Annotated in this window: 23 protein-coding genes; 8 read left to right on the top strand and 15 right to left on the bottom strand. The window is 43.6% G+C overall.

Annotated elements, in window-relative coordinates:
* Positions 1 to 274: 274 nt before the first annotated feature.
* From ihfB to sohB, 4 genes are all read right to left on the bottom strand, one after another.
* A complete protein-coding gene (ihfB, locus tag R7M72_RS03585; protein ID WP_005385816.1) occupies positions 275 to 556 on the bottom strand; it encodes an integration host factor subunit beta in 282 nt (93 codons plus the stop codon).
* 213 nt (positions 557 to 769) lie between these two features.
* Positions 770 to 2,440 (bottom strand): 30S ribosomal protein S1, encoded by a 1,671-nt coding sequence (gene rpsA / locus R7M72_RS03580; protein ID WP_005385817.1) that lies wholly within the window; start codon positions 2,438 to 2,440, stop codon positions 770 to 772.
* A 110-nt stretch (positions 2,441 to 2,550) separates the two neighbouring features.
* Complete coding sequence (cmk, locus tag R7M72_RS03575; RefSeq protein WP_021033981.1) at positions 2,551 to 3,231, bottom strand: (d)CMP kinase; 681 nt, start codon at positions 3,229 to 3,231, stop codon at positions 2,551 to 2,553.
* Positions 3,232 to 3,439: 208 nt separating this feature from the next.
* Positions 3,440 to 4,501, bottom strand: a complete 1,062-nt coding sequence (sohB, locus tag R7M72_RS03570; protein ID WP_005385819.1) for a protease SohB — start codon at positions 4,499 to 4,501, stop codon at positions 3,440 to 3,442.
* A gap of 254 nt (positions 4,502 to 4,755) precedes the next feature.
* Here sohB and R7M72_RS03565 point away from each other — a divergent pair, with 254 nt between their 5' ends.
* The 4 genes from R7M72_RS03565 (at position 4,756) to R7M72_RS03550 (ending at position 10,834) form a co-directional block, all read left to right on the top strand.
* A complete protein-coding gene (locus R7M72_RS03565) occupies positions 4,756 to 5,502 on the top strand; it encodes a YciK family oxidoreductase (protein ID WP_005372980.1) in 747 nt (248 codons plus the stop codon).
* Positions 5,503 to 5,631: 129 nt separating this feature from the next.
* Positions 5,632 to 6,324, top strand: coding sequence for a translesion DNA synthesis-associated protein ImuA (imuA, locus tag R7M72_RS03560; protein WP_017633866.1), 693 nt, complete (start codon positions 5,632 to 5,634; stop codon positions 6,322 to 6,324).
* Between the two features lie 4 nt (positions 6,325 to 6,328).
* Positions 6,329 to 7,732 carry a DNA polymerase Y family protein gene (locus R7M72_RS03555; protein ID WP_318056034.1) on the top strand — a complete coding sequence of 468 codons (1,404 nt, stop codon included), beginning with the start codon at positions 6,329 to 6,331 and terminating at the stop codon, positions 7,730 to 7,732.
* Between the two features lie 27 nt (positions 7,733 to 7,759).
* Positions 7,760 to 10,834 (top strand): error-prone DNA polymerase, encoded by a 3,075-nt coding sequence (locus R7M72_RS03550; RefSeq protein ID WP_318056033.1) that lies wholly within the window; start codon positions 7,760 to 7,762, stop codon positions 10,832 to 10,834.
* A gap of 72 nt (positions 10,835 to 10,906) precedes the next feature.
* Here R7M72_RS03550 and R7M72_RS03545 read toward each other — a convergent pair whose 3' ends face one another.
* Both R7M72_RS03545 and R7M72_RS03540 read right to left on the bottom strand, forming a co-directional pair.
* Positions 10,907 to 11,860: a chemotaxis protein CheV gene (locus R7M72_RS03545; RefSeq protein WP_005372976.1), complete on the bottom strand. Its 954-nt coding sequence runs from the start codon at positions 11,858 to 11,860 to the stop codon at positions 10,907 to 10,909.
* A 363-nt stretch (positions 11,861 to 12,223) separates the two neighbouring features.
* On the bottom strand, positions 12,224 to 13,441 hold the full coding sequence (locus R7M72_RS03540) for an ROK family protein (RefSeq protein ID WP_005385828.1): 1,218 nt from the start codon (positions 13,439 to 13,441) through the stop codon (positions 12,224 to 12,226).
* A gap of 410 nt (positions 13,442 to 13,851) precedes the next feature.
* Here R7M72_RS03540 and pyk point away from each other — a divergent pair, with 410 nt between their 5' ends.
* A complete protein-coding gene (gene pyk / locus R7M72_RS03535) occupies positions 13,852 to 15,294 on the top strand; it encodes a pyruvate kinase (protein ID WP_005372972.1) in 1,443 nt (480 codons plus the stop codon).
* A 108-nt stretch (positions 15,295 to 15,402) separates the two neighbouring features.
* Here pyk and R7M72_RS03530 read toward each other — a convergent pair whose 3' ends face one another.
* Together R7M72_RS03530 and R7M72_RS03525 are read right to left on the bottom strand one after the other, a co-directional pair.
* Positions 15,403 to 16,554, bottom strand: a complete 1,152-nt coding sequence (locus R7M72_RS03530) for a patatin family protein (protein ID WP_315956438.1) — start codon at positions 16,552 to 16,554, stop codon at positions 15,403 to 15,405.
* A 44-nt stretch (positions 16,555 to 16,598) separates the two neighbouring features.
* The gene (locus R7M72_RS03525) at positions 16,599 to 16,691 is read right to left on the bottom strand and encodes a YnhF family membrane protein (RefSeq protein WP_005372970.1); all 93 of its coding nucleotides are present in this window, start codon (positions 16,689 to 16,691) and stop codon (positions 16,599 to 16,601) included.
* Positions 16,692 to 16,818: 127 nt separating this feature from the next.
* Between R7M72_RS03525 and R7M72_RS03520 the strand changes: the two genes are divergently transcribed.
* The 3 genes from R7M72_RS03520 to R7M72_RS03510 all read left to right on the top strand — a co-directional run bounded on the left by R7M72_RS03520 (position 16,819) and on the right by R7M72_RS03510 (position 19,537).
* On the top strand, positions 16,819 to 17,409 hold the full coding sequence (locus tag R7M72_RS03520) for an outer membrane protein (RefSeq protein ID WP_005372968.1): 591 nt from the start codon (positions 16,819 to 16,821) through the stop codon (positions 17,407 to 17,409).
* Positions 17,410 to 17,978: 569 nt separating this feature from the next.
* Positions 17,979 to 19,445, top strand: a complete 1,467-nt coding sequence (locus R7M72_RS03515; RefSeq protein ID WP_005372966.1) for a sodium-dependent transporter — start codon at positions 17,979 to 17,981, stop codon at positions 19,443 to 19,445.
* Positions 19,442 to 19,537, top strand: coding sequence for a MetS family NSS transporter small subunit (locus R7M72_RS03510; RefSeq protein WP_005372963.1), 96 nt, complete (start codon positions 19,442 to 19,444; stop codon positions 19,535 to 19,537). The genes R7M72_RS03515 and R7M72_RS03510 overlap by 4 nt, the downstream gene beginning before the upstream one ends.
* A gap of 68 nt (positions 19,538 to 19,605) precedes the next feature.
* Here R7M72_RS03510 and R7M72_RS03505 read toward each other — a convergent pair whose 3' ends face one another.
* From R7M72_RS03505 to pabC, 7 genes are all read right to left on the bottom strand, one after another.
* Entirely contained in the window at positions 19,606 to 20,007 is a 402-nt protein-coding gene (locus R7M72_RS03505; RefSeq protein WP_005372960.1) for a hypothetical protein, read from the bottom strand.
* Positions 20,008 to 20,219: 212 nt separating this feature from the next.
* A complete protein-coding gene (gene ptsG / locus R7M72_RS03500) occupies positions 20,220 to 21,650 on the bottom strand; it encodes a PTS glucose transporter subunit IIBC (RefSeq protein WP_005372959.1) in 1,431 nt (476 codons plus the stop codon).
* A 444-nt stretch (positions 21,651 to 22,094) separates the two neighbouring features.
* Positions 22,095 to 22,862: a TatD family hydrolase gene (locus R7M72_RS03495; RefSeq protein ID WP_005372957.1), complete on the bottom strand. Its 768-nt coding sequence runs from the start codon at positions 22,860 to 22,862 to the stop codon at positions 22,095 to 22,097.
* Entirely contained in the window at positions 22,853 to 23,815 is a 963-nt protein-coding gene (locus R7M72_RS03490) for a DNA polymerase III subunit delta' (protein WP_054729226.1), read from the bottom strand. Before R7M72_RS03490 ends, R7M72_RS03495 begins: the two co-directional genes overlap by 10 nt.
* Before the next feature lie 24 nt (positions 23,816 to 23,839).
* Positions 23,840 to 24,472, bottom strand: coding sequence for a dTMP kinase (gene tmk / locus R7M72_RS03485; RefSeq protein WP_044129475.1), 633 nt, complete (start codon positions 24,470 to 24,472; stop codon positions 23,840 to 23,842).
* Positions 24,469 to 25,485, bottom strand: a complete 1,017-nt coding sequence (gene mltG, locus R7M72_RS03480) for an endolytic transglycosylase MltG (RefSeq protein ID WP_042523092.1) — start codon at positions 25,483 to 25,485, stop codon at positions 24,469 to 24,471. The genes tmk and mltG overlap by 4 nt, the downstream gene beginning before the upstream one ends.
* A complete protein-coding gene (gene pabC / locus R7M72_RS03475; protein ID WP_042523095.1) occupies positions 25,482 to 26,297 on the bottom strand; it encodes an aminodeoxychorismate lyase in 816 nt (271 codons plus the stop codon). The genes mltG and pabC overlap by 4 nt, the downstream gene beginning before the upstream one ends.
* Between the last annotated feature and the right edge of the window lie 59 nt (positions 26,298 to 26,356).

Here is a 26,356-nt window from a genome sequence, read left to right as displayed (position 1 = left end):
CACCCTTCTAGGAGTAAGTCGGTAAGATTATGCAGGAAAATGCTTCTTCAGACTACGTATATTAGCAATAATCTATACCCAAGTAACCTCAAGATGCTTAGTTTGTAGACATGCTTAGAAGTTAAAGTTATTTGGGTATAGAAAGCAGCAAGGAAAACGGCTGAATCCACAATTAGATTAGTAAACGATCTTGGATGTATGACTAACTTGGATACATTACAAAAAAGCGGCATACACAAACGTATGCCGCTTTTTTCAAACTAATAAGAGTGCATTAACCAATATTTACACGCTCACGAAGTTCTTTACCAGGTTTGAAATGTGGAACGTATTTACCTTCCAATTCCACTTTATCGCCCGTTTTAGGGTTACGACCTACGCGAGGCTCGCGGTAATGAAGAGAAAAACTACCAAAGCCACGGATCTCGATACGGTCACCGCTCTCTAGTGTAGAGGCCATGTGCTCTAAAATATCTTTTACAGCATCCTCTACCTCTTTCGCTGATAAGTGTGTTTGCTCAGCGCAGAGTCTTTCAATCAGTTCAGACTTAGTCATAGTTGCCCTCTTTGAGTATCTTTATCACTTATTATAGTAAGTAATACTAATTCCAACAAACACTTGCTGACAATTCTAGACAAATTTTATGCAAAATGCGCAATGAAGAAATGCCTTTTATTAAGATAGTTTACTGTCATTAGTATTACTACTTAAATATGACCAAATATAAAAAAGGAGCCTTGCGGCTCCTTTTTTGCTTAAGCGAGTATATTATTCGCCTTTAGCAGCTTTGAAAGCGTCAGCCATTGCGTTACCGAATGCATTGTCATCTTGCTTGTTGATAGATGCCATTGCTTCTTGCTCGTCAGCTTCGTCTTTAGCTTTGATAGATAGGTTGATTACGCGGTTCTTACGGTCTACACCTGTGAACTTCGCTTCAACAACATCACCAGCGCTTAGGATTAGAGAAGCATCTTCTACGCGATCGCGTGATACTTCAGAAGCACGGATGTAACCTTCAACGCCTTCTGCGATTTCAACAGTAGCGCCTTTAGCGTCAACAGCAGTTACAGTAGCGTTAACTAGAACACCTTTCTTGTTGTCAGCAACGTAAGCATTGAATGGGTCATTTTCCATTTGCTTGATGCCTAGAGAGATGCGCTCACGCTCAGCGTCTACTGCTAGAACAACTGCAGAGATCTCGTCGCCTTTCTTGTACTCACGTACAGCTTCTTCGCCAGCAACATTCCAAGAAATGTCAGATAGGTGAACTAGACCATCGATGCCGCCTTCTAGACCGATGAAGATACCGAAGTCAGTGATAGACTTGATCTTACCAGTAACTTTGTCGCCTTTAGCTTGTGCTTCAGCGAATGACTGCCATGGGTTAGCTTTACACTGTTTCAGACCTAGAGAGATACGACGACGTTCTTCGTCGATTTCAAGAACCATAACCTCAACTTCGTCGCCAACATTAACAACTTTAGAAGGGTGGATGTTCTTGTTAGTCCAATCCATTTCTGAAACGTGAACTAGACCTTCAACGCCTTCTTCGATTTCAACGAAGCAGCCGTAGTCAGTTAGGTTAGTTACGCGACCAGTTAGTTTGTGACCTTCTGGGTAACGCTTAGCGATTGCTACCCATGGATCTTCGCCTAGTTGCTTAAGACCTAGTGATACGCGAGTACGCTCACGGTCGAACTTAAGAACTTTAACTTGGATCTCGTCACCAACGTTAACGATTTCAGATGGGTGCTTAACGCGCTTCCAAGCCATATCAGTGATATGTAGAAGACCGTCAACGCCACCTAGGTCAACGAACGCACCGTAGTCAGTAAGGTTCTTAACGATACCTTTAACTTCAGAACCTTCTTGTAGAGTTTCTAGAAGCTCGTCACGCTCAACGCTGTTCTCTGATTCGATAACTGCACGACGTGAAACAACTACGTTGTTACGTTTTTGGTCAAGTTTGATAACTTTGAACTCTAGCTCTTTGTTTTCTAGGTGAGCAGTGTCGCGGATTGGACGTACGTCTACTAGAGAGCCAGGAAGGAAAGCACGGATACCGTTTAGTTCAACAGTGAAACCGCCTTTAACTTTACCGTTGATGATACCAACAACAGTTTCAGCTTCTTCGTAAGCTTTCTCAAGTACGATCCAAGCTTCGTGACGCTTAGCTTTCTCACGAGAAAGTTGAGTTTCACCGAAACCATCTTCAACAGCGTCTAGAGCTACGTCTACTTCAGCGCCAACTTCAACTTCAAGTTCGCCAGCAGCGTTCTTGAACTGTTCAGCAGGGATAGCAGATTCAGACTTAAGACCAGCGTCAACAAGAACGAAACCGTTCTCGATAGCTACTACAGTACCTTTAACGATGCTGCCTTGTTGGAATTCTGTTTCGTTTAGAAACTCTTCAAAGAGTTGAGCAAAAGATTCAGTCATTTAATTAATCTTCAATAAATTAAACTTCCACGGGTATCCTACCGCATGGGGTTATTAAATTCGCCAGTCATCATCCTTGCGACCAACGCTCTTAGCCTAGTCGAGTATTATTACTCAGCTAGCTTCGATTCGATATATTGTAGTGCCTTTTCTACTACTTCGTCGATAGTCATCGACGTAGAATCTAGCACAAGCGCATCCTCAGCAGGGCGTAATGGCGCCACTGGGCGGTTACGATCTCGGTCGTCACGCTCTTGGATCTCGCTTAAAAGGTCAGCAAATCTAACATCTAACCCTTTCTCTTGCAACTGTTTAAGGCGTCGATTTGCACGCTCTTCAGCACTCGCATCAAGGAAGATTTTTGCTTGCGCACTCGGGAATACAATTGTGCCCATATCACGACCATCAGCAACCAGACCCGGAGCGGTCTCAAATGCACGCTGACGACGTAGTAATGCTTCACGAACACGTGGCAAAGCCGCAACTTTAGATGCTGCCATACCCGTTTCTTCTTTACGAAGCTCCCCTGACACATCTTCGCCTTCTAGAATGACCTTAACTAAGTCACCTTCCGCGATAAATTGAACGTCTAGGTGTGTTGCTAGTGGGACAAGAGCATCTTCTGACTCGGTGTCGACACCGTGGTGAATCGCAGCGAGTGCAAGTACACGATAAATTGCGCCAGAATCTAAGAGTTGGAAACCCAACTTTTTCGCCAGCAACATACATAAAGTGCCTTTACCTGCACCACTAGGTCCATCTACGGTTACAACCGGAGTTTGAGAGGACATGTTCTTCTCCACCAATAGTTTCTTTTCAGCAATTTGCTCGGTTTTCGAGGCGCACATTATACGGGTAATCAGTCTTTGGAGCGAGGAAAAATGTCGTGTAACGCATTACACCTAATGCGTAATTGGATTCATCAATAAACATAAAGTTCAACAAAAACGGCGAGAGCTTCCGCCCTCGCCGTTTTAAATGTCATGAACTTAAGCTCGATTAAACAATCGGCTTTTGACCACGCTCAGCTAACTTTAAAATCACACTATCAGCGACTTTACCCGCCACACCTGCTAGCTTGTCGGCCAGTTTTTTCTTTTGTACATAATGCACAGAAAGTACAGTTTTATCTTTGCATGCCGCAACAACGATATCATCAGATGTACTAATGTCATCCACCAAACCAAGCTCTTTCGCTTGTGTGCCGAACCAGTGCTCACCAGTGGCTACTTTGTCTAGGTCCAAACTAGGACGACGCTCACGGATGAAGTCTTTAAACAAGACATGTGTTTCTTCAAGTTCTTGCTTAAACTTATCGCGCGCTTTATCGGTATTCTCACCGAACATCGTTAGCGTGCGTTTATATTCACCCGCTGTTAGTTGTTCGTACTCAATGTCATGTTTCTTCAACAGTTTGTTGAAGTTAGGAATCTGTGCGATAACGCCAATAGAACCCACAATTGCAAATGGTGCAGAAACAATTTTATCTGCTACACATGCCATCATGTAACCGCCACTTGCCGCAACTTTGTCAACAGAGATGGTCAGAGGAAGACCCGCAGCTTTGATTCGGTCCAGTTGAGAAGAGGCAAGGCCGTAACCATGAACCATACCACCGCCAGACTCTAAGCGAAGTAACACTTCATCACCTTCACGTGCGACAGCCAAAATAGCGGTGATTTCTTCACGTAGAGACGCGACTTCTTTTGCGTCTATGCTACCGTTGAAATCAAGAACAAATAGGTGTGGTTCACGCTTGCTATCTAATGAACCGTCTTTGCTCGCTTGTTTGATTTCTTTCTCGCGAGATTTGTTCTTCTCTTTTTCTTCTTTCTTGACGGCTTTATCTCGAGCCTTGATGAAAGCATCGTCATGCAAATGATGCTCTAACTGCTCAACAGATTGTTTGTGTTGCTCTGAAAGGTTGGTAATCTCTAACTCCCCTTTCGCCGCACCCGATTTGCCACCAGCCGATTTTGCAATAATGAGCAGAACAATTATCGCAGCAACCACCGTGATAATTTTGGCCAGAAACAGACCATAATCTAATAAAAATTCCAACGAGAGCTCCTTTATCTCATTTCAGATGACGTTAGTATGTTACGCAGAAACATCAGCGAGAAGGCAGCGCGGTTTGTAACCACTTGTTCTGATTGATAGCATACCTAACGAAAGTTCTGGAATTGGTATAACACATGAATTGGTGTATTGTAACCATCTTGTCACGATTACCAAGATTTTCCATTGAGAAACAGGCGTTTTTTAGCGTCAATTAACTATCATGGACCCTCTTACAATAATAAGGATTTATCGCCGTGAACTACTCCGTTTCAGCTGATGCTCTAAAAGGTAAAGTCATTCTTGTTACTGGCGCTGGTAATGGCATCGGCCGTCAAGCCGCGCTTTCTTATGCCGAGCACGGTGCAACTGTTATTCTCTTGGGTAGAAATGTGCAAAACCTTGAATCTATCTATGATGAGATTGAAGCTGCTGGCTATCCACAAGCTGCTATCATTCCATTGGATCTCAAGGGTGCAACTCAGCAGAATTACATTGATATGGCAGAGACAATCGAAGGACAGTTTGGTCGCTTGGATGGTCTATTACACAACGCAGGTGTCTTGAGTTCGCTGTGTCCATTTGATCAAATCAAAGAGGAAGACTTCGACGATATCATGCAGATCAACGTGAAAGCCGAAGTGCTAATGACTCAAGCATTACTGCCTGTGATGCGTAAATCAGAAGCTGGGCGTATTATCTTTACCTCTTCAACCGTCGGCCACTCTGGCCGCGCATTCTGGGGGCCATACGCTATCTCTAAATTTGCCGTAGAAGGCATGATGCAAGTTTTAGCTGACGAGCTGAGTGATACACCGATCCGCGTTAACGCAATTAACCCTGGTGCCACTCGTACTCGCATGCGTGAAAAAGCATATCCGGGTGAAGATGCGAATACTCTCAAAACGCCACTGGATATCATGCCGCTATATTTGCACTTAATGGATCCTGCGGTTACCGATGTGAACGGTCAGTGCATCGACGCTCAACCGAAGCGTAAATAACTCATTCAGGTTACCTCACATAATCGATTGAAAAGGCAGCAAACGCTGCCTTTTTTCATTTCTCTCTTCATAAAAATCTTGCGACTTTCTCCCACAGAAATATACTGTATGTATATACAGGTATTTATTATGCAAGATATTATTCAGAACTTAAAAAGCCAACACCTTGTTTGGCAAGCAAATTTAACGAAAGCAGATCCTCAGCAGTTGCAGACTAGTTCCGGTTTTTCTGAATTAGATGATTTGCTCGGCGGAGGCTTTCCACCTCATGGCGTAGTGGAGATGGAATCTATTGGTAGTATTGGTGAATTGCGTTTGCTCGCTCCTTATTTAAAAGCCACCCAGACCAATGGTGTGACCGCATTTATTCAACCTCCCGCGTTAGTGAATTCTCTGTTCTTACACTACATCGGTTTGGATATAAACCAAGTGTGGGTCGTTAATCCAGCTCATCCCAAAGATGCTCTTTGGGCTGCAGAGCAATGTCTGAAAAGTGGGGTATGCAGTAATGTTTTGTTATGGCAAGAAGAGCTTGAAATACATCAAGTGAAACGCTTACAGGTAGCGAGTGAACAAGGTACTTGCCCTCTCTTTATGCTTAAAACAGATACTATCAACCGCTTGTCTTTGCCTGTGTCACTCAGTTTAAAACTGAAAGGCGACGAGCAAGGGATTCATGTTGAAGTGCTGAAAAGGAAAGGAGGCTGGAATAGAGGTAGCGTTAGTATCGGATTCCAACACCATTACCCGCAACTGGTGAAACCATCATCTGAAACTGTGCACTCGACTGTGGTCAATTTCCCACTGGCGAACCAAGGTTAGTGATATGGCTCTGTGGATTTACTTGCACTTCCCTCGCCTGCAGCTAGACGCACTCTTTGGTGATAACCAAAAACAACCCGTGGTGATTGTCGAAAGCCAACGTTGCCAGATTATTCAATACAACGAGATTGCCGAACAACAAGGCATTAAGCCAGGTATGGGCCTAGGCAGTGCTGCGTCCTTGTGTCGAGATTTACAAGTGCATCCTTATCATCCGCACACCGAATGGAGCAAGTTACAAGAAATTGCTCAATGGCTGTATTTGATCACATCTGACGTTGTGTTGATGCCAAACCAAGGTATTTTGCTGCGTGCTACTCCAATGCTCGCTCTGTATGAAGGGTTTGAAAACTATTGGAACAAAGTCAGAGCTCACTTATCGGAGCTGAAACTGAGTTTTCAATTCGGATGTGGTTTTTCGCCTTTTGCTGCCAAATTGATGGCATTATCAGGAGCGAACGTCATCAGCGAAGACAAATCTGCCATACAAAAAGCCTTATCACCAATACCGTTAACACTGACAGATTTATCAAACGCTACCGTAGAGAAGTTACAACGTGTAGGTGTCACCACATTGCAAAACCTGCTTGAACTGCCATTGCAAGACATCGCACGACGCTTTGATATCGATTTGGTGAACTACGTTGGTCGACTGACTGGGCAGTTTAAACACCCTGTCGACTTTTATCACCCTACCGAATCCTTCCAAGTTTATTTAGAGCTGTTGTTTGAGATCGAAAACGTTCAGTGGATTGAAAAGCCGTTGGCCAAATTGCTTCGTCAACTCGAAATCTTTCTTAAATTAAGAGATAAGGTCGCTTTTGAACTGTGTTTAACACTCCACCAGCGTGAGAAACAAGAGCAACACCTTCAACTCACTTCTGCGCAAGGTGATTACCTATGTCAGCGTTGGCAACAGTTTGCGAGTTTGAGCTTAGAGTCACTCTCGCTTAATGGCCCAGTCACAGGGCTAACGTTAAAAGTCATCCGTCAAGGTGAGCCTCTTAGTGCATCACGCGATCTCTTTGCTGGGCAGAAAGGAAACATGAATGCTTTAGAGTTGCTTTCTTTACTGCAAGCTAAATTGGGAAAAAGTGCCGTTTTAAAACCCAATATTGCTTGCGATCCTAGACCAGAAAAGGCCAGTCAGTATCGCCCTGCTGATGCTACGGATGAAAAGGGGCACGCCATACCATCCATACTACGCCCAGCAATGCAATTACCGACTCCCATTGTATTGCAAGAGCAAGTTTCTTTGGTCCACGGACCTGAGCGAATAGTTTCTGGGTGGTGGGATGGTGATGAGATCATGCGTGATTACTACATTGCACACACCAAGCAAGGCCGCTGGTTATGGATATTTCGTGATCAGCACAAGCACTGGTTTCTTCATGGCTATTTTTGTTAAATCGACAGTTATTTTTGTTGGGTCATTATGAGTTACGCGGAACTATTTTGTCAGTCTAACTTCTCTTTTTTGACTGGAGCTTCTCATGCAGAAGAGCTGGTACTCCAAGCTGCTTTCTATCGCTATCAAGCTCTAGCTATAACGGATGAATGTTCAGTCGCGGGCGTTGTCAAAGCCCATGCGACCATCGAACAACATAAACTCGATATCAAACAAATCGTTGGAAGTATGTTTTGGTTAAATGATGAATGCCAAATCGTACTGCTTTGCCCTTGTCGCAAGGCTTATGCCGAGTTGTGTCGTATCATCACAAACGCAAGAAGACGCAGTGAAAAAGGCAACTATCAACTGTTCGAATGGGATTTGATGTCGGTTCGACATTGTTTGGTATTGTGGCTGCCCACACATCAAGAGAGTGATCACTATTGGGGGCGCTGGCTCAATCAACACCACGCTAATCGTTTGTGGGTAGCGATTCAGCGCCATTTGAGTAACAACGATACTGAGTACATTGCGCACTGCGAGCAGTTAGCACATGAATTTCAATTACCTATAACTGCCTGCGGAGGCGTTCTCATGCATGACGTTGAACGCTTGCCATTACAACATGTACTTACTGCTATAAAACATGGGTGTAGCGTCGATAAACTCGGTTTTGACCGTATTTCGAATACTGAGCGAGCGCTTCGTCCTTTTAAAAAGTTGATTCGGATTTACAAACCAGAATGGCTGGAAGAAAGTACTTACATCGCCGATTTATGCGAGTTTAAGCTCTCCGATTTAAAATACGAATATCCTACCGAGCTGATCCCAGATGGTTATACACCCGACTCTTACTTACGTATGTTGGTCGAACGTGGTAAAAAGCTGCGTTTTCCTGAAGGCGTGCCAGCAGAAGTCAATCAAACCATCGAGAATGAACTGGCGCTTATTCAAGAGCTTAAATACCACTACTACTTCCTTACTATTCACGACATCGTAATGTTCGCGAAACAGCAAGGCATTCTTTACCAAGGGCGAGGTTCCGCTGCAAACTCTGTGGTGTGTTATTGCCTGGAAATTACCGCCGTCGATCCTCGACAAATCGCTGTCTTATTCGAACGATTTATCAGTAAAGAACGTAAGGAACCGCCGGATATTGATGTGGACTTTGAACACGAGCGCCGTGAAGAAGTTATCCAGTATATTTACAAAAAATATGGTCGTGAGCGTGCAGCACTTGCTGCAACAGTGATCTGCTATCGCTTTAAAAGTGCCGTGCGTGAAGTCGGTAAAGCACTAGGGATTGAAGAGACGCAATTAGATTTTTTCGTTAAGAACGTTAATCGCCGAGATCGCAGCCAAGGCTGGCAAGCTCAAATTATTGAACTTGGCTTACAACCAGAATCTCTCAAAGGGCAGCAGTTTATCCAATTGGTCAACGAGATCATTGGCTTCCCACGCCATTTATCTCAGCACGTAGGTGGCTTTGTAATTTCATCTGGCCCTTTATATGAGTTGGTACCTGTTGAAAATGCCTCGATGGAAGATCGCACTATCATTCAATGGGATAAAGACGATTTAGAAAGCTTGAAGCTACTAAAAGTCGATGTACTCGCACTCGGCATGTTAAACGCCATCAAAAAGTGCTTTCAACTGGTCGAGAAACATCACCAGCGATCCCTCTCTATTTCCGAAATCACTCGCCGACAAGATGATCCACACGTGTATCGCATGATCCAAAAAGCTGACACGATAGGCGTATTCCAAATAGAATCTCGTGCACAAATGAGCATGCTTCCTCGCCTAAAGCCTGCTTGTTATTACGACTTAGTGATTCAAATTGCAATTGTTCGTCCAGGCCCTATTCAGGGTGATATGGTGCATCCTTTTTTAAAACGACGAGATCACAAAGAGCCTGTCAGTTATCCATCGGAAGAAGTAAAAAGCGTTCTTGAGCGGACTATGGGCGTCCCTATTTTCCAAGAGCAAGTCATCAAGCTAGCCATGGTAGCCGCAGGGTTTAGCGGCGGCGAGGCCGATCAACTCCGTCGAGCGATGGCATCATGGAAAAAGAATGGCGATCTCGCTAAATTCAGACCAAAACTGATCAATGGTATGCAAGAGAGAGGTTATGACTTAGCGTTTGCTGAGCGCATTTTCGATCAGATTTGCGGCTTTGGTGAGTACGGCTTCCCTGAAAGTCATTCAGCGTCTTTCGCAGTGCTGGCATATTGTTCTGCATGGTTAAAATATTATTACCCAGCCGAATTTTACACTGCATTGTTGAACAGCCAACCAATGGGATTTTATAGCCCATCGCAATTAGTACAAGATGCTCGCCGACATGGCGTCGAAGTATTGCCGGTGTGCGTCAATCATTCAAAATATCAACATCATCTCGTCTCACGTCCGAATGGCAGGCTCGGCGTGCAACTTGGTTTTCGCTTGGTGAAAGGCTTTAACGCAGAAAGCGCACAAAGGCTTATTGAGCGCAAACCACTTAATGGTTACCGATCGATTCAAGAAGTAAAGCAGATATTAAGAAGCCGAAGTGACATTGAATTATTGGCTTCAGCCAATGCATTTCAAGCCTTATCGGGAAATCGTTATAACGCTCGCTGGGCAGCAATGGATTCCTTATCTGACCTACCATTGTTTCACAAGGTCGAAGAACCCAATGTTAGCTACCAGACTCAACCCTCTGAATATGAAAATTTAATTGAGGATTACGCAAGCACGGGACTATCTCTTAGCCGCCATCCAATTAAATTATTAGAAGAAACGGGCAAACTCCCTCACTTTACCCGCATGAGGCAACTGACAGAGAAACCGCATAAGTCACTGGTCACAGTGGTAGGTGTGGTAACAGGAAGACAATCTCCAGGCACCGCCGCTGGCGTGACATTTTTTACGTTAGAAGATGACACGGGCAACATTAATGTGGTCGTTTGGCAAGCTACAGCACGAGCCCAAAAGCAAGCGTATTTAGGCGCTAAAGTATTAATGGTGAAAGGCATTCTTGAAAGAGAGGGAGAAGTCACGCACGTCATTGCTGGTAAGTTGATTGATTGCACGCACTACTTGAACAATCTACAAAGTAAATCTCGGGATTTCCATTAGTACAGAGGAATTAAGGAGAGAGATGTTAAAAATCAGAGAGAGGTGCGCTCCCTCTGATTTCACTAGATCTAATCATGCACTTTTAGAAAGCATCTGGCGTAATCGGTCTTGAGCAACTTCAACCAGCAGATCCGGTTGGAATTTAGATATAAAGCGATCACAGCCTACTTTTTGTACCATGGCTTCATTAAAACTACCGCTCAGAGAAGTGTTCAATGTGATAAACAACTTAGACATACGTGGATCTTGGCGCACTTCATGGGTCAGTTTATAACCGTCCATTTCAGGCATTTCAGCATCCGTAATCATCATCAACAGCTCTTTTTCTACATCTTTACCTTCATCACACCAACGTTTTAAAACCGTTAACGCTTCTAGCCCGTCACGACACTCGATGATATTCATACCCAATTGAGAAAGCGTATCGCGAACTTGATTACGAGCTGTAGAGGAATCATCCACAATCAGAACATTACGCCCGACCATTGCTTGGGCCAGTTCTTGATCGAGAATGTCCTCCGAAATAGTCACGTCGTAATGCACGATCTCTGCTAAAACTTTTTCAACGTCAATAATTTCGACAATTTGAGAGGCATCCCCCTCTTTGATTTGCGTGATAGCCGTGAGGTAATTCGAGCGACCAGACGTGGAAGGAGGCGGCTGAATTTCAGTCCATGCCGTATTAATAATGTTTTTAACCGGACCGACTAAGAAGCCCTGCACCGTGCGGTTGTACTCTGTCACGATCAAATTTTCTTCTTCCGCTTCACCACGTAAAGCAGGAAAACCAATTGCGCCTCGTAAATCAATCACTGGTACCGCTTCACCTCGTAGAGAAGCAACCCCACGAATATTGTAGTGCGATCCAGGGAGCTTGGTTAACGGTGGAAGCTTGATGACCTCTTTCACTTTGAACACATTAATCGCAAATAATTGGCGACTATTTAAAGTGAACAGCAGAAGCTCTAGTCGATTTTCACCAACCAAGTTTGTACGCTGGTCAACCGTATTTAACACTCCGGACATACTACTACCTAAATTATGGATAATTCTTATTTTACTCGAAATCAGTACAGACACAGCAAGGTTATATAACCAAATAACCTTAAAATATTTGGCTTTTCGAGCACAGCTTTAAAGTACAACAGTTTTAGCGTATTACTTCTCTTTGCATCAGACGCAAAGTCACGCAGCACATTGAAAGCCATTTTGTTTATTTACTTGAGCTTTTTAGGAAATTACATGAATGGCGCAGATATAGCAATGCAACATAACTCAAATTCCCTTTCTAGTAATAGGCGATCAAAAAGGGTGAGCCGTTAAGTCTCACCCTAAATCACCTACAAATGCAGTCTCAACAGCCAGGCACATCATCATGTTAAAAAGTACTTAACCTTCCACAACCTTCATCAATAGTTGACCATCGTACAACGCTTGCTTAATCAACGCGGCACCAGGCATTGTGGCTTGCTTATAGAAACGAGACTCCACCAGCTCAAGATCTTGGTGATAAACAGGTAAACTCTGCTCTTCGATACAGCGACGAACCGCAGGATAAAGCACATCTTTTGCTTGGTTAATCACACCACCGATCAAGATTTTCTCAGGGTTAAATAAGTTGATCACAATAGCAATTGCAGAGCCTAAGTAGCGTCCAAGTTTTTCAATCACATCGACGGCCAAAGGATCACCGTTTGCAGCGGCTTCACAAATGCTCTCAATACTCATTTCTTCTTGTTTAGCAAGAATAGAGTCTTCGCCATCAGCGATTCGTCTTACGACTTCTTCACGAATTGCTTGAGAACTGGCAACGGTTTCCAAACAGCCAATATTGCCGCAATGACAACGTTTTCCATTTGGGTCAATTTGAATATGCCCGAGTTCACCAATGTTACCGTGACGGCCTTGCAAAACGCGCCCATCCAGAATGATGCCCGCACCTAAACCGTGGTGGATAGAGATAAGAACGGAGTTGTCATTATCTTGAGAATGACCAAAAAGCTTTTCTGCTAATGCCCAAGCTCGCGTGTCATTGGCAATGAAAACTGGCAAGCCTGTTGCTTTGTATATCTCTGGTCCAAGAGCAAGATTTTCGACATTGTAATGAGGCATCTGCAAAACGACACCTTGCTCTGAGTTCACGAGACCAGGCAGCGTAAGGGCAATACTGGTAACCCGATCAAGTTGATCCGCGTAAGTCTGAAAGAATTCATCAATTTCGTAAAGCAGGCGCTCAAGCACATCGTCTTGATCAAGCTCGTGTATCTCGATTTTAGTATCGATCAGTACATCACCGCCTAACTCATGCAAAGCAATGGTTAAATAACCTCGCCCCAAACGCATTGACAAAAATTGCCAGCCTTCATTATTGACCTGCAAACCGACAGCAGGTCGACCACGACTCGTCGCTTCTTGTACTGTCGTTTCATGAATCAAGTGCGCTTCAATTAATTCTCGAGTGATTTTGGTGATACTAGCAGGAGCAAGCTCACTCTGCTTGGACAAATCAATTCGAGAAATAGGACCTTTTAGGTCAATTAGTTTATATACACGACCAGCATTGACCTGTTTGATATGATCAATATGGCCCGGTTGAGCCATGTACATCTTGCACTCCGAAATTCTATAACGGGACAATTTTTTTACTTTGCGAACTAATTGTGAAGTGAATTAATAAATCCCCGTGACAAGCATCACGTATAAACCTGTTTGTTTGTGTATTCAATCAAATAACGAAGAATCTACTCCTGTTAAATTGTTTGAAAAATAACTTATTTTTATTCACTAAATTATGAAGTAGTGCCTTTAAAGCAGCGCATTTTTATCAATAAGGCCATTGCCTGTCGAATATCTGTCTGTTTTACCGGGGTTACTCTTAATGTAAACATTATGTGCATATACTTATATCCAAGTAGCTTTAAGGTGTGGGCTCAGCAACGAGGCTAACCTTGAGAGCGATTGCGTAAAGTAAGGATAGAGTTCAAGTTACCTTTACACACACATTCATCGGAGAATCTATGACTTCCAAATTAAGACGAACAAAAATTGTCACTACGCTGGGTCCTTCAACGGATAAGGACAATATACTTGAGGAGATCATCAAAGCCGGTGCAAACGTTGTCCGTATGAATTTTTCACATGGAACCAGTGAAGACCACATTCAACGTGCGAACAAAGTCCGTACCATTGCAGCAAGACTTGGGCGTCAGGTTGCAATTCTTGGTGACTTACAAGGCCCTAAAATCCGTGTATCAACGTTTAAAGACGGCCAAGTCATTTTGAATGTGGGCGATAAATTCACATTAGATAGTGATTTACCAAAAGGTGAAGGCAATCAAGAATCTGTAGGGTTAGATTATAAAGAACTACCGCAAGATGTTTCACCAAATGACATTTTATTACTCGATGATGGACGCGTTCAGCTGCAAGTTACTAAAGTAGAGGGTAATAAAGTTCATACCCGTGTGATTGTCGGTGGTCCATTGTCCAACAATAAAGGGATAAACAAAAAAGGCGGCGGATTGTCAGCAGATGCGCTCACAGAGAAAGATAAAGCTGATATTCTTACCGCCGCAGCAATTCAAGTGGACTACCTTGCTATTTCATTCCCGCGTAACGGCGAAGACATGCATTACGCTCGACGCTTAGCCAGAGATGCAGGCCTTGAAGCCATGTTAGTGGCTAAAGTCGAACGAGCAGAAACCGTCGCGACCAATGAGTCTATTGACGACATTATTCTCGCATCCGATGTAGTGATGGTTGCACGTGGTGACCTTGGTGTAGAAATCGGTGACCCTGAGCTCATAGGTGTCCAGAAAAAACTGATTCGCCGCGCACGCAGTTTAAACCGTATCGTGATTACTGCGACACAAATGATGGAGTCCATGATTACTAGCCCAATGCCAACGCGTGCTGAAGTGATGGATGTGGCCAATGCGGTTCTAGACGGCACTGACGCGGTGATGCTTTCTGGAGAGACCGCTGCAGGTAAATATCCTGTAGAAACGGTCAAATCCATGGCCGAAGTATGTGTGGGGGCTGAAAAAATGTCGGAGGCAAGTCTATCAACCTATCGCTTAGATAGAACCTTCGAAACCGCTGAAGAAACCATCGCAATGGCAACCATGTACTCTGCGAATCACATGGAAGGAATTAAAGCGATGATCTCGTTAACTGAGTCCGGCAGGACTGCGTTGATGATGTCTCGCTTAAGCTCTGGCTTGCCAATATTTGCCTTATCACGGAATGAATCGACACTAAATCGAGCAGCATTATACCGAGGCGTGACACCTGTATATTTCGAGTCAAAAAGTGATGCGGGTTTACCAACGGCTCAAGCAGCGATTACTAGCCTTAAAGAGCAAGGGTTCTTGCACAAAGGTGATTTAGTCATTATTACTCAAGGCGATGTAATGGATGTTGTTGGCTCAACCAACTGCATGCGCATTCTACAAGCGTAGTCGTTATACCTAACCAGAGTTAACCACAAGAACCCGCAAATAAGGCTCCGAAAATGGAGCCTTATTTATATGCTTTGTATATTGCGCACATCGTGAACGTAAGAAGGTTTATGCACTCTCTCTACCATCAATTTCAACATCTAGCTGGTCATAGAGTTGAACTAGGTTAAACCCAGCTTGAAGCCCAAGTTGATAGTCATGCTCTAGTGACTCTTGGTCACTTAACAAAGAAGAAGAACGAAGTCCCTCTTTAGGCGCAACTTGTAAAATAAAAGTGTCGTCAGGTGGAGCAGATATAAAGGCCTGAGTGAGCTCAAATGTTTGATAATGAATCATCAGCATGTCGGCTAAACCTGAATCAAAATTCTCACCAATCAGATGACTTAAACGATACAAGTTATCGGCACCGAACAACCAACGGCCTCCATTTAACAGCATTTTCCCTGCAAGCTTCGATTGATGTGCTGCATTAATTTTTTGTTGGAAGAACGACGCCCAATCCAGCTTCCACTGATTCACTTTTTGCTGCCATGATTGCTGTACTGAGTTGATAGACTCCCGATACCATTCGACAGGCACATCCCCTACTTCACTTTGGGCTCTCGCTTCAATCTCTGAAAACGGCTCTGTGCGAATGACAATAATGTTGCGAGCATTCTGACGCCACGCTTCTTGTACAGGGATAGAGGCAGACACGCCGCCATCAACAAACTTATTGCCATTTACGTCGACAGGTCCGTGGTACAACTTGGGAATCGCACACGTCGCTAGCATAGTGTTAAACCACGAGTCATCCAAGATTGGTAGATATTGATCTGATAGCGTCTCTATATTCGTTACCGCAGCAAACGCTCCTCGTTTTCCCAATGCACTGCGCCCTAAATCAAGGTCAAGCTTGTATGGGAAATCTTGAATCCGTTCTAATGCCCACTCTAAACCTAAGTACTGCTGCTTTCGGATATAGCGAAAAAGATTAAAAAATTCAGGAGACGTTGTCAGCTCGGTAATAAAAGCTTTGCCCATGCCATGTTGACGACACAAGTAAGAACATAAGTTGAGTGCTCCGGCAGAGGTGCCATAGAATTCATCGAAAGGATCGAAGTTGGAAAGTAAAAAGGCGTCTAAAACGCCAGCGGTAAAAATCCCTCTCTGCCCTCCACCTTGCGTGACTAAAGCAGTTTTACCATGCCTAAAGTGCTCATAAACTTTTACATCAAGCTCTTCATGGCTTTCTGTGATTATACCGCTGTTACGTATCATAGGCTCACGCCATTTTGTTAAAACGTTTGGTAAAAGTGGTTATCTTAAGCTGTTGTAATAGCAATGATGCCAAATGACAAAAGCACTGCAAAAACAGTCACCACAATGATTAATGCGGATTTTAGATCGTGTTCCATAAACACCTCCTTAATATGTAACAAATTAATAACACCGGTGTGAAATATGTTCAAGATTTGCTTAATTTAGTCGCGCAATTTTGACTAACCCATCACAATTAGCTTAGTCATAATAAGGAGATAGGGCATGAACCAAAAACTCAGCTGGCTAGTAGGAATCATGATGATGAGTACTGCTATCAATGCACAAGCGAATATCATCGTTACACCATACATAGGCTATACAGGAGGCGGCCAAGTAGAGGATGAAAGTGGTAATACATACGATCTCGACCCCGCAGTGAATTACGCTCTTTCAGTCGAGACTCCCTTAGAAAAAGGAAGGATCGGATTGTTTTACTCCAATCAATCGACGGAACTTGAAAAGCTGTCCAACTCGGCAGATATCCATTATCTGCACTTCCAAAGCAGCATGTACTATCCTGTCGCAGAAAAATGGCAAACCTATATCGGTGTAGGTTTGGGCGCTTCTTACGCCGATGTGGATTGGGTAGACAAAAAATACGGATTTTCGGCTAGCGCTTTTGCAGGGCTGGAATATGAATTTTCAAAGAACTTTGCATTAACAGCCCAACTGAGATGGTTAGGAACGGTCGTTGATAACGATACATCTGGCGCCTGTACTCTACCTAATGACGGCTCAAACTGTATCATTAAGTTCGATACTGATTGGATGAACCAATTCCAATCAAATGTCGGTTTTAGTTTCCGCTTCTAATTTTTATGCATGTTCCTTTATAGGACGCGTCACAAAGAACGCTGAACGAGTCCTGCACAGAGCCGATAAAGGATATCGTCTAAACACCATTGTTTGGCAAAGTAACGAAGCATCATCTAGATAGGTGCACAAAAGATAGCCGTACGCCCTAATTAATCAAAATAGTCTTAAACACCAAAGCAATTATTAGATCCCAGTCATTTATTCCAGACAAACAACCACACACCCACATAAAACCACAATCAAACTCAAATTTAACAAGATTAAAACCAGACAACGCATCTGAATTAACATTTAGATTCTATTGCGCTAAGTATTATTAGAAGTTAGTCTGATCAGTGAAAACAGATAAATATTTCAGTTTTATCAAACACACATCAAAATTTTAAGATTAATAATCTACTTTCTCTTACAGTAACCAGAATATAGCTCTATAAAATTATAAGAAGTTAGAATTAAGGATAGAAAATCTGATGGATAACAGCGGTCCTTTCTTCCAACTATTTGCGCAATTATTACTGTGTTACGTAGAGAGCTTCATTCCTCAGGGAGTCTTATAGGAGTCAAATATGAAGCGAGAACAATGGGGATCCCGGGCGGGATTCATCTTAGCAGCAGTTGGGTCTGCTATCGGTTTGGGAAACATTTGGCGTTTCCCATACATGGCCTATGAAAACGGTGGCGGCGCATTTTTTATTCCTTACATTTTTGCCATGATCACTGCCGGTATTCCATTTATGATCCTTGAGTTCAGTATGGGACAAAAATACCGAGGCTCGGCACCAAAAACACTTGCGAAAATTCATTCTAAATTTGAATGGCTTGGCTGGTTCCAAGTTGGTGTGGCTGCAGTTATTGCCGTTTACTATGTGGCTGTTATCGGTTGGTCGATTTCTTACTTTGGGTTGTCGTTCACTCAAGGTTGGGGAACCGATACCAACGCATTTTTCTTTAGTGAATACCTAAAGCTAGGTGACAACTCACCAACAGACTTAGGCAGTATTCAATGGAAGATTGCTTTATCCATGGTGATTGCTTGGGCAATTACTTACACCGCTATTGCCAAAGGCGTGAAATCAGGAATTGAACGAGCATCTAAAATTATGATGCCAATCCTATTCTTGATGGTGATTTTCTTAATCGGACGTATGATTTTCTTGCCAGGAGCTCTAGATGGCGTGAACTACATGTTCGAACCCGATTTCAGCAAAATTTGGGATGTGAAAGTATGGGCAGCGGCATATGGTCAGATCTTTTTTACGCTAAGTATCGGCTTCGCCATCATGCTAGCTTACTCTAGCTACCTACCAGAAAAGTCGGACATAACGAATAACGCGTTTATGACCGTGTTGATCAACTGTGGCTTCTCGATCCTAGCCGGCATCATGATCTTCTCAGTATTGGGTTACATGGCTCAAGAGCAAGGTAAGCCGTTAACAGAGGTGGTATCTGCAGGCGTTGGCTTGGCTTTTGTTACTTTACCTGCGGCAATTAACCTACTACCTGCCCCATATATTCTTGGTCCACTGTTCTTCTTTGCACTGGTGGTTGCTGGTCTAAGTTCGCATATTTCAATTATGGAAGCCGTAACTTCAGCCATTATCGACAAGCTGAAGTGGAGCCGTAAAAAAGCTGCAAATGTTGTGATTGGTATTGGCTTCGTTGTCTCTATGGCGTTTGCTACCAATGGCGGTCTGCTGCTACTCGATCTAGTAGACCACTTTGCAAACAACGTTGGCATCATGGTTGGTGGTCTGGTTGAGATTGTCTTGATGGCGTGGCTATTGAAGCGCGTGCCAGAAGTACGTAATTACGTTAACGAGCGCTCTGATTTCTCTGTTGGTCAATGGTTCGAGATCTGCTTACGCTTCGTTACACCAATCATGCTCGCCATTATCTTAGCGACCAAGCTATACGCCCTAATTACTGAAGGCTACGGTGGCTATGATCTAACTTTAGGCTGGGCACTTATCGCCGCACTCTTTATCTTTGGTCTAGTGATCAACGCAGTGAACCGCAAGGAGACAGCAAAATGACAATCAGCGCAATTATTATGATGGTTATTGGTTTAGGTATCACTTGGGGCGGCGCTGCCGTTTGCATCAAGCGAGCCATGGATAAACAATAGAACGTTAAGTTCCATATAAAAAAACGCCGGTAGTTACCGGCGTTTTTTGTACATACATTAGTTCAATTCTAGAAACTGTACTTGATGCCAACGGCGCCGCCAAGTTGCAAGTCAGCACCTTTGTAAAGATCTAGCTCTGGGTGTATTTGACCATAAAGGTCCCAGCCGCGTGATAAATCCCAGTTCACACCAAGTGGTACTCTCACACCAAACTCGTCATCCCATTCATACCAGCCACCAACGCCGACATACCAAGTCACAGGCATGTTTTGATCGAATGTTCCACGCTTAGCGATGTAATCAAACGCCATACCATCGTTTCCGATAATGCCACGATATTTGTTATCTAACTCTACAACAACACTTAATTGTTGATCGACAGCCATACCAACTGATAGATCCGTTGGTTCGCTTGCCGCCATTGCCGTACTAGAAACTAGTCCCAAAACTAAAATGAATTTGTTCTTCATACACGTTATCAATTATTCAAAAAAACATTATTCGCTATTCAAACATAATGGCATATCAATATGTCAACGATGGGTAAGCTCGATGTATGAAAAAGCTGACAAAAGTAAAGATGAGTTTAGGATCACACTAAAAAGGAACTGTCAGTTAATAAAATAGGAACTAAAAAAGGAGGCCGAAGCCTCCTTTTATGCATTACTATGAATGACTGCGATTAACCGTGGTTACGAATCCACTCATCCATTTCAGTTTTTAGGTTATCAGACTTAGTACCGAAGATAGCCTGTACACCACCAGCTACAACTACAACACCAGCAGCGCCTAGTTGTTTTAGCTTGTCTTGGTCAACAGCTGCTGTATCTGCAACTGCTACACGTAGACGTGTGATACATGCATCTAGACCAGTAATGTTAGCTTTACCGCCAAACGCTGCAACCAGTTCACCGCCCATATCAGAGCCAGAAGTTACAGCTGCACTTTCCGTTTCATCTTCACGGCCAGGTGTTTTTAGGTCAAGCGCTGTGATTACACCACGGAACACTACGTAGTAAATTACTGCGTAAACTAGACCAACGGCAATCATTAGCACCATCTTCTGAGCGTTACCAGATAGAACTAGGAAGTCGATCAGACCGTGAGAGAAAGAAGTACCGTGTACAAAGCCTAGAGTGTTCGAAACGATGTATGCAGAACCAGCTAGTAGAGCGTGGATACCGTATAGTAGTGGAGCAACGAATAGGAATGAGAATTCGATTGGCTCAGTAATACCAGTTAGGAATGAAGTCAGTGCAGCTGACGCCATGATACCCATTACTTTTGCACGGTTTTCTGGTTTAGCACAATGAGCAATTGCGATTGCTGCAGCTGGTAGACCGAACATCTTGAACATGTAACCACCCGCTAGCTGACCGAAGCCATTACCAGCAGCACGAGATGCTTCATCAGCAACTAGGTAACAAGTTAGTACACCATTTTGAGCTTCACCGGCAGCGTTAACACAAGAACCTGCTTCGAAGAAGAACGGTACGTTCCATACGTGGTGTAGACCGAATGGGATTAGAGAACGCTCAACAACACCGTAGATACCGAATGCTAGCTGTGGGTTTTGGTGTGCAGCCCAATCAGAGAATGCAGAAATTGCACCGCCAATTGGTGGCCAGATAACAGAAAGGATAACACCTAGGATGATCGCAGCAAAACCAGTGATGATTGGCACTGCGCGCTTACCAGCGAAGAAGCCAAGGTACTCTGGAAGTTGGATTTTGAAGAAACGGTTGAATGCCCAAGCAGCCACACCACCGACAAGGATACCACCTAGTACACCTGTATCGATTTTCTCAACACCCATAACGCCCGCCATTACACCTAGCGTTGCCGTCATGATGCCGTAACCAACGATAGCTGCAAGACCTGCAACACCGTCGTTGTTAGTGAAGCCTAGAGCTACACCTACTGCAAATAGAAGTGCCATTTGGCCGAATACTGAACCACCAGCTTGTTCCATAAGATTAGAAACGATCTCTGGAATAAAGCTTAGATGGGCAGCACCCACACCTAATAAAATACCTGCAACTGGTAAAACTGATACTGGAAGCATCAGAGCCTTACCAACTTTTTGCAGGTTAGCAAAAAGGTTCTTAAACATGTTTATGCTCCTGATAAATTTATAAGTATTATTTGGGCACTAACGGCACACCCCCGTAGCCTAAAGGTTAGCACCCAATGAAAATGTAACCACAACTGCATTATATTTTCCGGCTCTAAATATATATTGATGACCCTCAAACTTTCCACACAGTTACGAAATTTAGTTTCAAAACAAGTCTTGGATCACACCCAAAAACAGCCGATGAAAAGGTTTGCATTGCACTTATATTACTGTTTTATAAAGAATTAATTATTTATATAATTAATTTTAAGGCGTAAATAAAATACGCCTCAATGTTATTTTTAGTAACAAAATTACATTTGTGATTTTTGAATGTTATTAAATCAACATTTTTAGTAAACATTAAACTCGTGAGCGTATCTGTTGTTTTTATCAACAAAAAAGGAGCCTAAGCTCCTTTTTTATGCTCTTATTATTTTTTCATCGCAAAAAAAGATTTCGGAAGTTTTCGGTGGTTTTTTGTGCCACTTCAGAAAGAGAGCACGATTTGAGTTGCGCAATATAAGAAGCGACTTCGACAACATAAGCGGGTTGATTCTCTTTGCCACGATGAGGGACAGGAGCCAAGTAAGGAGAATCTGTCTCAATAAGAAGCTTCTCTAAAGGTAGAGTCTTCACCACTTCTTTTAACTCTGTAGCTTGACGGAAAGTAACAATCCCCGAGATAGAAATATAAAACCCCAGCTCCAGTGCAGCTTCAGCAAATGGAAGATCTTCTGTAAAACAATGGATAACACCACCACATTTCTCTGCCCCACCCTTACGCAAAATATCTAGAGTATCCGCACGTGCGTTTCTGGTATGGATAATTAAAGGTTTGTTGAGCTCCACTGCAAGATCAACGTGTTGCTCAAAGCGCTCTTTCTGTAACGCGGCCGTTTCGGGCTTGTAATGATAATCTAAACCCGTTTCGCCAATAGCGACGACTTTTGCATTCGACGCATGGTGGCGCAATACGTCCATCGAAAAGTCGCTTTCAACATCAAGTGGGTGCACACCGCACGAAGCATAAACATTGTCATAAGGCTCGATCATTTCCATCATTTTCGGGAAAGAATCCAGCGTTACTCCAACAGAAAGTAGCTCAGTTACGTTTGCTTGTTTAGCTTTGTTAATAACGTCTTCCACATTGATGTGGAGATCGTCGTAATTCAATTTGTCTAAATGACAATGAGAATCTACGAACATAATGCCTCTCGTGATTCAATTAACCAATTCATTGATAGTAGCTCAAGGTTCAGGCCAGGAAAGGCTTGCACCTGAGCTTTCAGGTTCATCAGCGCCTTCGCTGATGAGTACAAACCGTTATAGTTGTCCGGTTGGAACTTTGTCGCGCCCGGAAGCATTTGAGCTTCTGATACACCAAACTGCGCTTTCTGAGCATCTGTCAGTAAATACCATGCCCAGTCTAGTGATTGCTCTGAGTGTTTAGCGATTAAAGAAGCACACTCAGAAACGTCTGAAACAGGCGAAGACATTGCCTTAATAAAACTGCGTTCAAAAGCCAAGTAAGCTTCGAGCTCACCATTATTTAACGCATCCAATGTTTTTATTGGAGAGCCCATATTCAGTTTTAAGGCATAAGCAGGAACTTGCTTCGCCCCTTGTTCGTGCATCCATTGCATCGCTTGTTCCGCTGACGGAGGCGCAACAACCCAGTGTTGGCAACGGCTACGAATCGTTGGGAGCAGACGCTCCTGATTGTGGGTAACGAGCAAAAACAAGCACTTTGCCCCAGGCTCTTCTAGCGTCTTTAACAGCGCATTCGATGCCGACTCGTTCATAGAGTCCGCCGGTTCTATTACAAATAGGCGGTAACCATTAAGCTGAGATGATTCCTGAGCTAGACGGTTACAAGCGCGAATTTGGTCCACCGTTATCGCCTTTCCTTCTTTCTCTGGCTTGATCCAGTGTAAATCAGGGTGGTTTTGAGATTGATTTAGCTGGCAGCTATGACAAAAACCGCATGCTTCACTCGCGTAATTTTGGCAAAGAAGTGCTTGGCTAAAAAACTCGATAAGTTTTTCGATGCCCAAGCCCTGCTCGCTTTGTAATAAAAGCGCACCTGGTATTCTGTCCGACTCTAACCCTACTTTGAGGTTATCCCATATTGGCTGTAGCCATGGATAATCATTTAACATGAGTCACCTAAATTTACGTTTCACTTATTGACGAGCTAGCCACTCGTTTAGAGCGTCCCGAATATCACGCGACACGCCTTCAATCGCCTGTTCTGCGTTAATGATAACGATGGAAGGATCGGCATGAGCAATCTCCAAATAACGCTCACGTGTACGCTCGAAGAAACTAATATCCATCTTCTCTATACGATCTAACTCACCACGCCCACGTGCACGCTCAAGCCCAACACGAGGGTCAATATCCATATAGAGAGTGAGAGCAGGTTTAAAATCACCAAGCGTTGTATCCCGGAGATTTTTCATTAACGATGCGTCAATCTGACGGCCACCACCTTGATAAGCTTGCGACGACATATCGTGTCGGTCACCAACCACCCACTGACCGTTTTCCAAAGCTGGTTTGATCACGTTCTCAACCAACTGAACACGTGCAGCGTACAGAAGAAGCAACTCCGTCATGTCCTTAAGTTCTTCACCTTCGTGCTCTTCTTTCACCAGAGCGCGCATTTTTTCTGCTAGCGGTGTGCCTCCTGGCTCACGGGTATTTACGATATCCTCAATACCGGCCGCTTTTAGCGTATCTAAAACGGTTTTAATCGCAGTGCTTTTACCCGCGCCTTCTAGGCCTTCAACGACAATAAAGTTTGCTTTCATCATTTGTTCTTTCTTAGTTCTCTTAAATAGGCACGAACAGCACGGTTGTGCTCAGCAAGGGATTTCGAGAATACATGTCCGCCCTTTCCACTTGCTACAAAATATAAATAGTTGCTGCTTTCTGGATTCAAAGCCGCTTCAATGGAAGCTTCACCAGCCATCGCAATCGGTGTTGGTGGCAATCCATTGATGGTATAGGTGTTATATGGTGTCGGCGTACGCAAATCTTTCTTACGAATGTTGCCATCGTAGGCGTCACCCATACCATAAATAACTGTCGGATCAGTTTGTAACCGCATGCGTTTGTTCAATCGGTTGATAAACACAGAAGCGACGCGCTCACGCTCAGAATCAATAGCCGTCTCTTTCTCGATGATAGACGCGAGAATCAAGGCTTCATATTTGTCCTGTAATGGCAGCTTTTCTTGACGCGCTTCCCAGTTAGCATCCAGTATTTTATTGAGTTTTCGATGCGCTCGTTTTAATAACTGGCTTTCACTCGCACCCGCTGTGTAATGGTAGGTTTCTGCTAAAAACAACCCTTCTAGCTTTTCTCTCTCAATTCCGAGCTTCGCAGCCATTTCTTTTTCTGAAAGATCGGTTAAATCATGCTTTAAATAAGGAGCACTTTTTAGTTGATCTACCCATTCAGAAAAGCGGCTGCCTTCAACAAAAGTGATCGCAAACTGGTATTCTTTTCCAGTATTCAGATGCTCCAATGTTTGCGAAAGTGACATACCAGGCTCAAGTTGGTAAGTACCCGCTCGCACTTGCAACAATTCTGGATATAAGTGAGGAATTAAACGGATGTACTCCGATGTTTCAATCACCTCACCTTCAACTAAGGCGCGCATGACATGATGAAAGCTTGTACCACTTTCTACAGTAAACAGCTGAGGTTGTTCCAATAGAATAGGCTTTTCAACGTATTGTTTAGCCTGTGAAATTATATAAAAAACAGCTGCTGCGCCTATCACTGCGATCAGCACAACAAAAGCCAACAGTTTTTTAATCACGTAGTTAAATTCCCTTGCAGTCGTTGAGTCAATTTTCCTATCGGAAATATAGTCTTAGAGTTCGATGTCACTATGCTGCGAATAGGTGCGACACCTAATATTGAGTTACACATGAAAGCCTCGTCAGCACTCAGCAAATCTGGAAGTATAAAACGCCCCTCGATGACTTCAATATGACTTACTTTAAGTAACTCAAGCACCTTACGACGCATTACGCCCGTAACGCCTGATAAGGTCAGCTCCGGCGTAAATACTTTATTACCTTTAACCCAAAAAAGGTTGGCCATTGTAGTTTCAATGACATGGTTTTGCACATTTAACGTTATTGCATCTGCAAACTCTGTATTGTCGATTTCAGCCTTGGCGAGAATCTGCTCTAAACGGTTGTTGTGCTTATGTCCCGCAAGTAAAGGTTGAATCCCTAGACGAGTATTACAAACGCCCAAGTCCACACCTTGTTCTTGCCAAGATGAATAATGAGAAGGAAATGCAAAATTGGAAATCGTCACGATAGGGCCTTTAATCCCATTAGGGCTATACCCTCGCCCGCCAATACCGCGGCTAACGTGAATCTTCACCCCCGCTCGTGCGTCAGATAAAACCGCTTTGCTTGCCCAACCATGCACAACTTTCCAGTCAGGTGAAGAGATCTTCAAAGCGTCAAGGCAAGCACTCATGCGCTCAGTATGCTCCTGCCAGTAAACCAACTCTCCATTTTGGGTCAGGATGGTGGTAAAGCCTCCATCACCGTATTGGAATGAGCGATCACCTAGCTCTACATGCGTTTGCGGAACTCCATTTACCCAAAACATTCACGTACCTTCAAATTAGCAGACAACAAATAAAACAAAACGGCTCAATGCTAAGCATC

Source organism: Vibrio sp. YT-18, from assembly GCF_033337345.1.
Lineage (GTDB): Bacteria > Pseudomonadota > Gammaproteobacteria > Enterobacterales > Vibrionaceae > Vibrio > Vibrio alginolyticus.
Note: the sequence above shows the minus strand (reverse complement) of the source record. Positions and strands in the feature narration are given on the sequence as shown.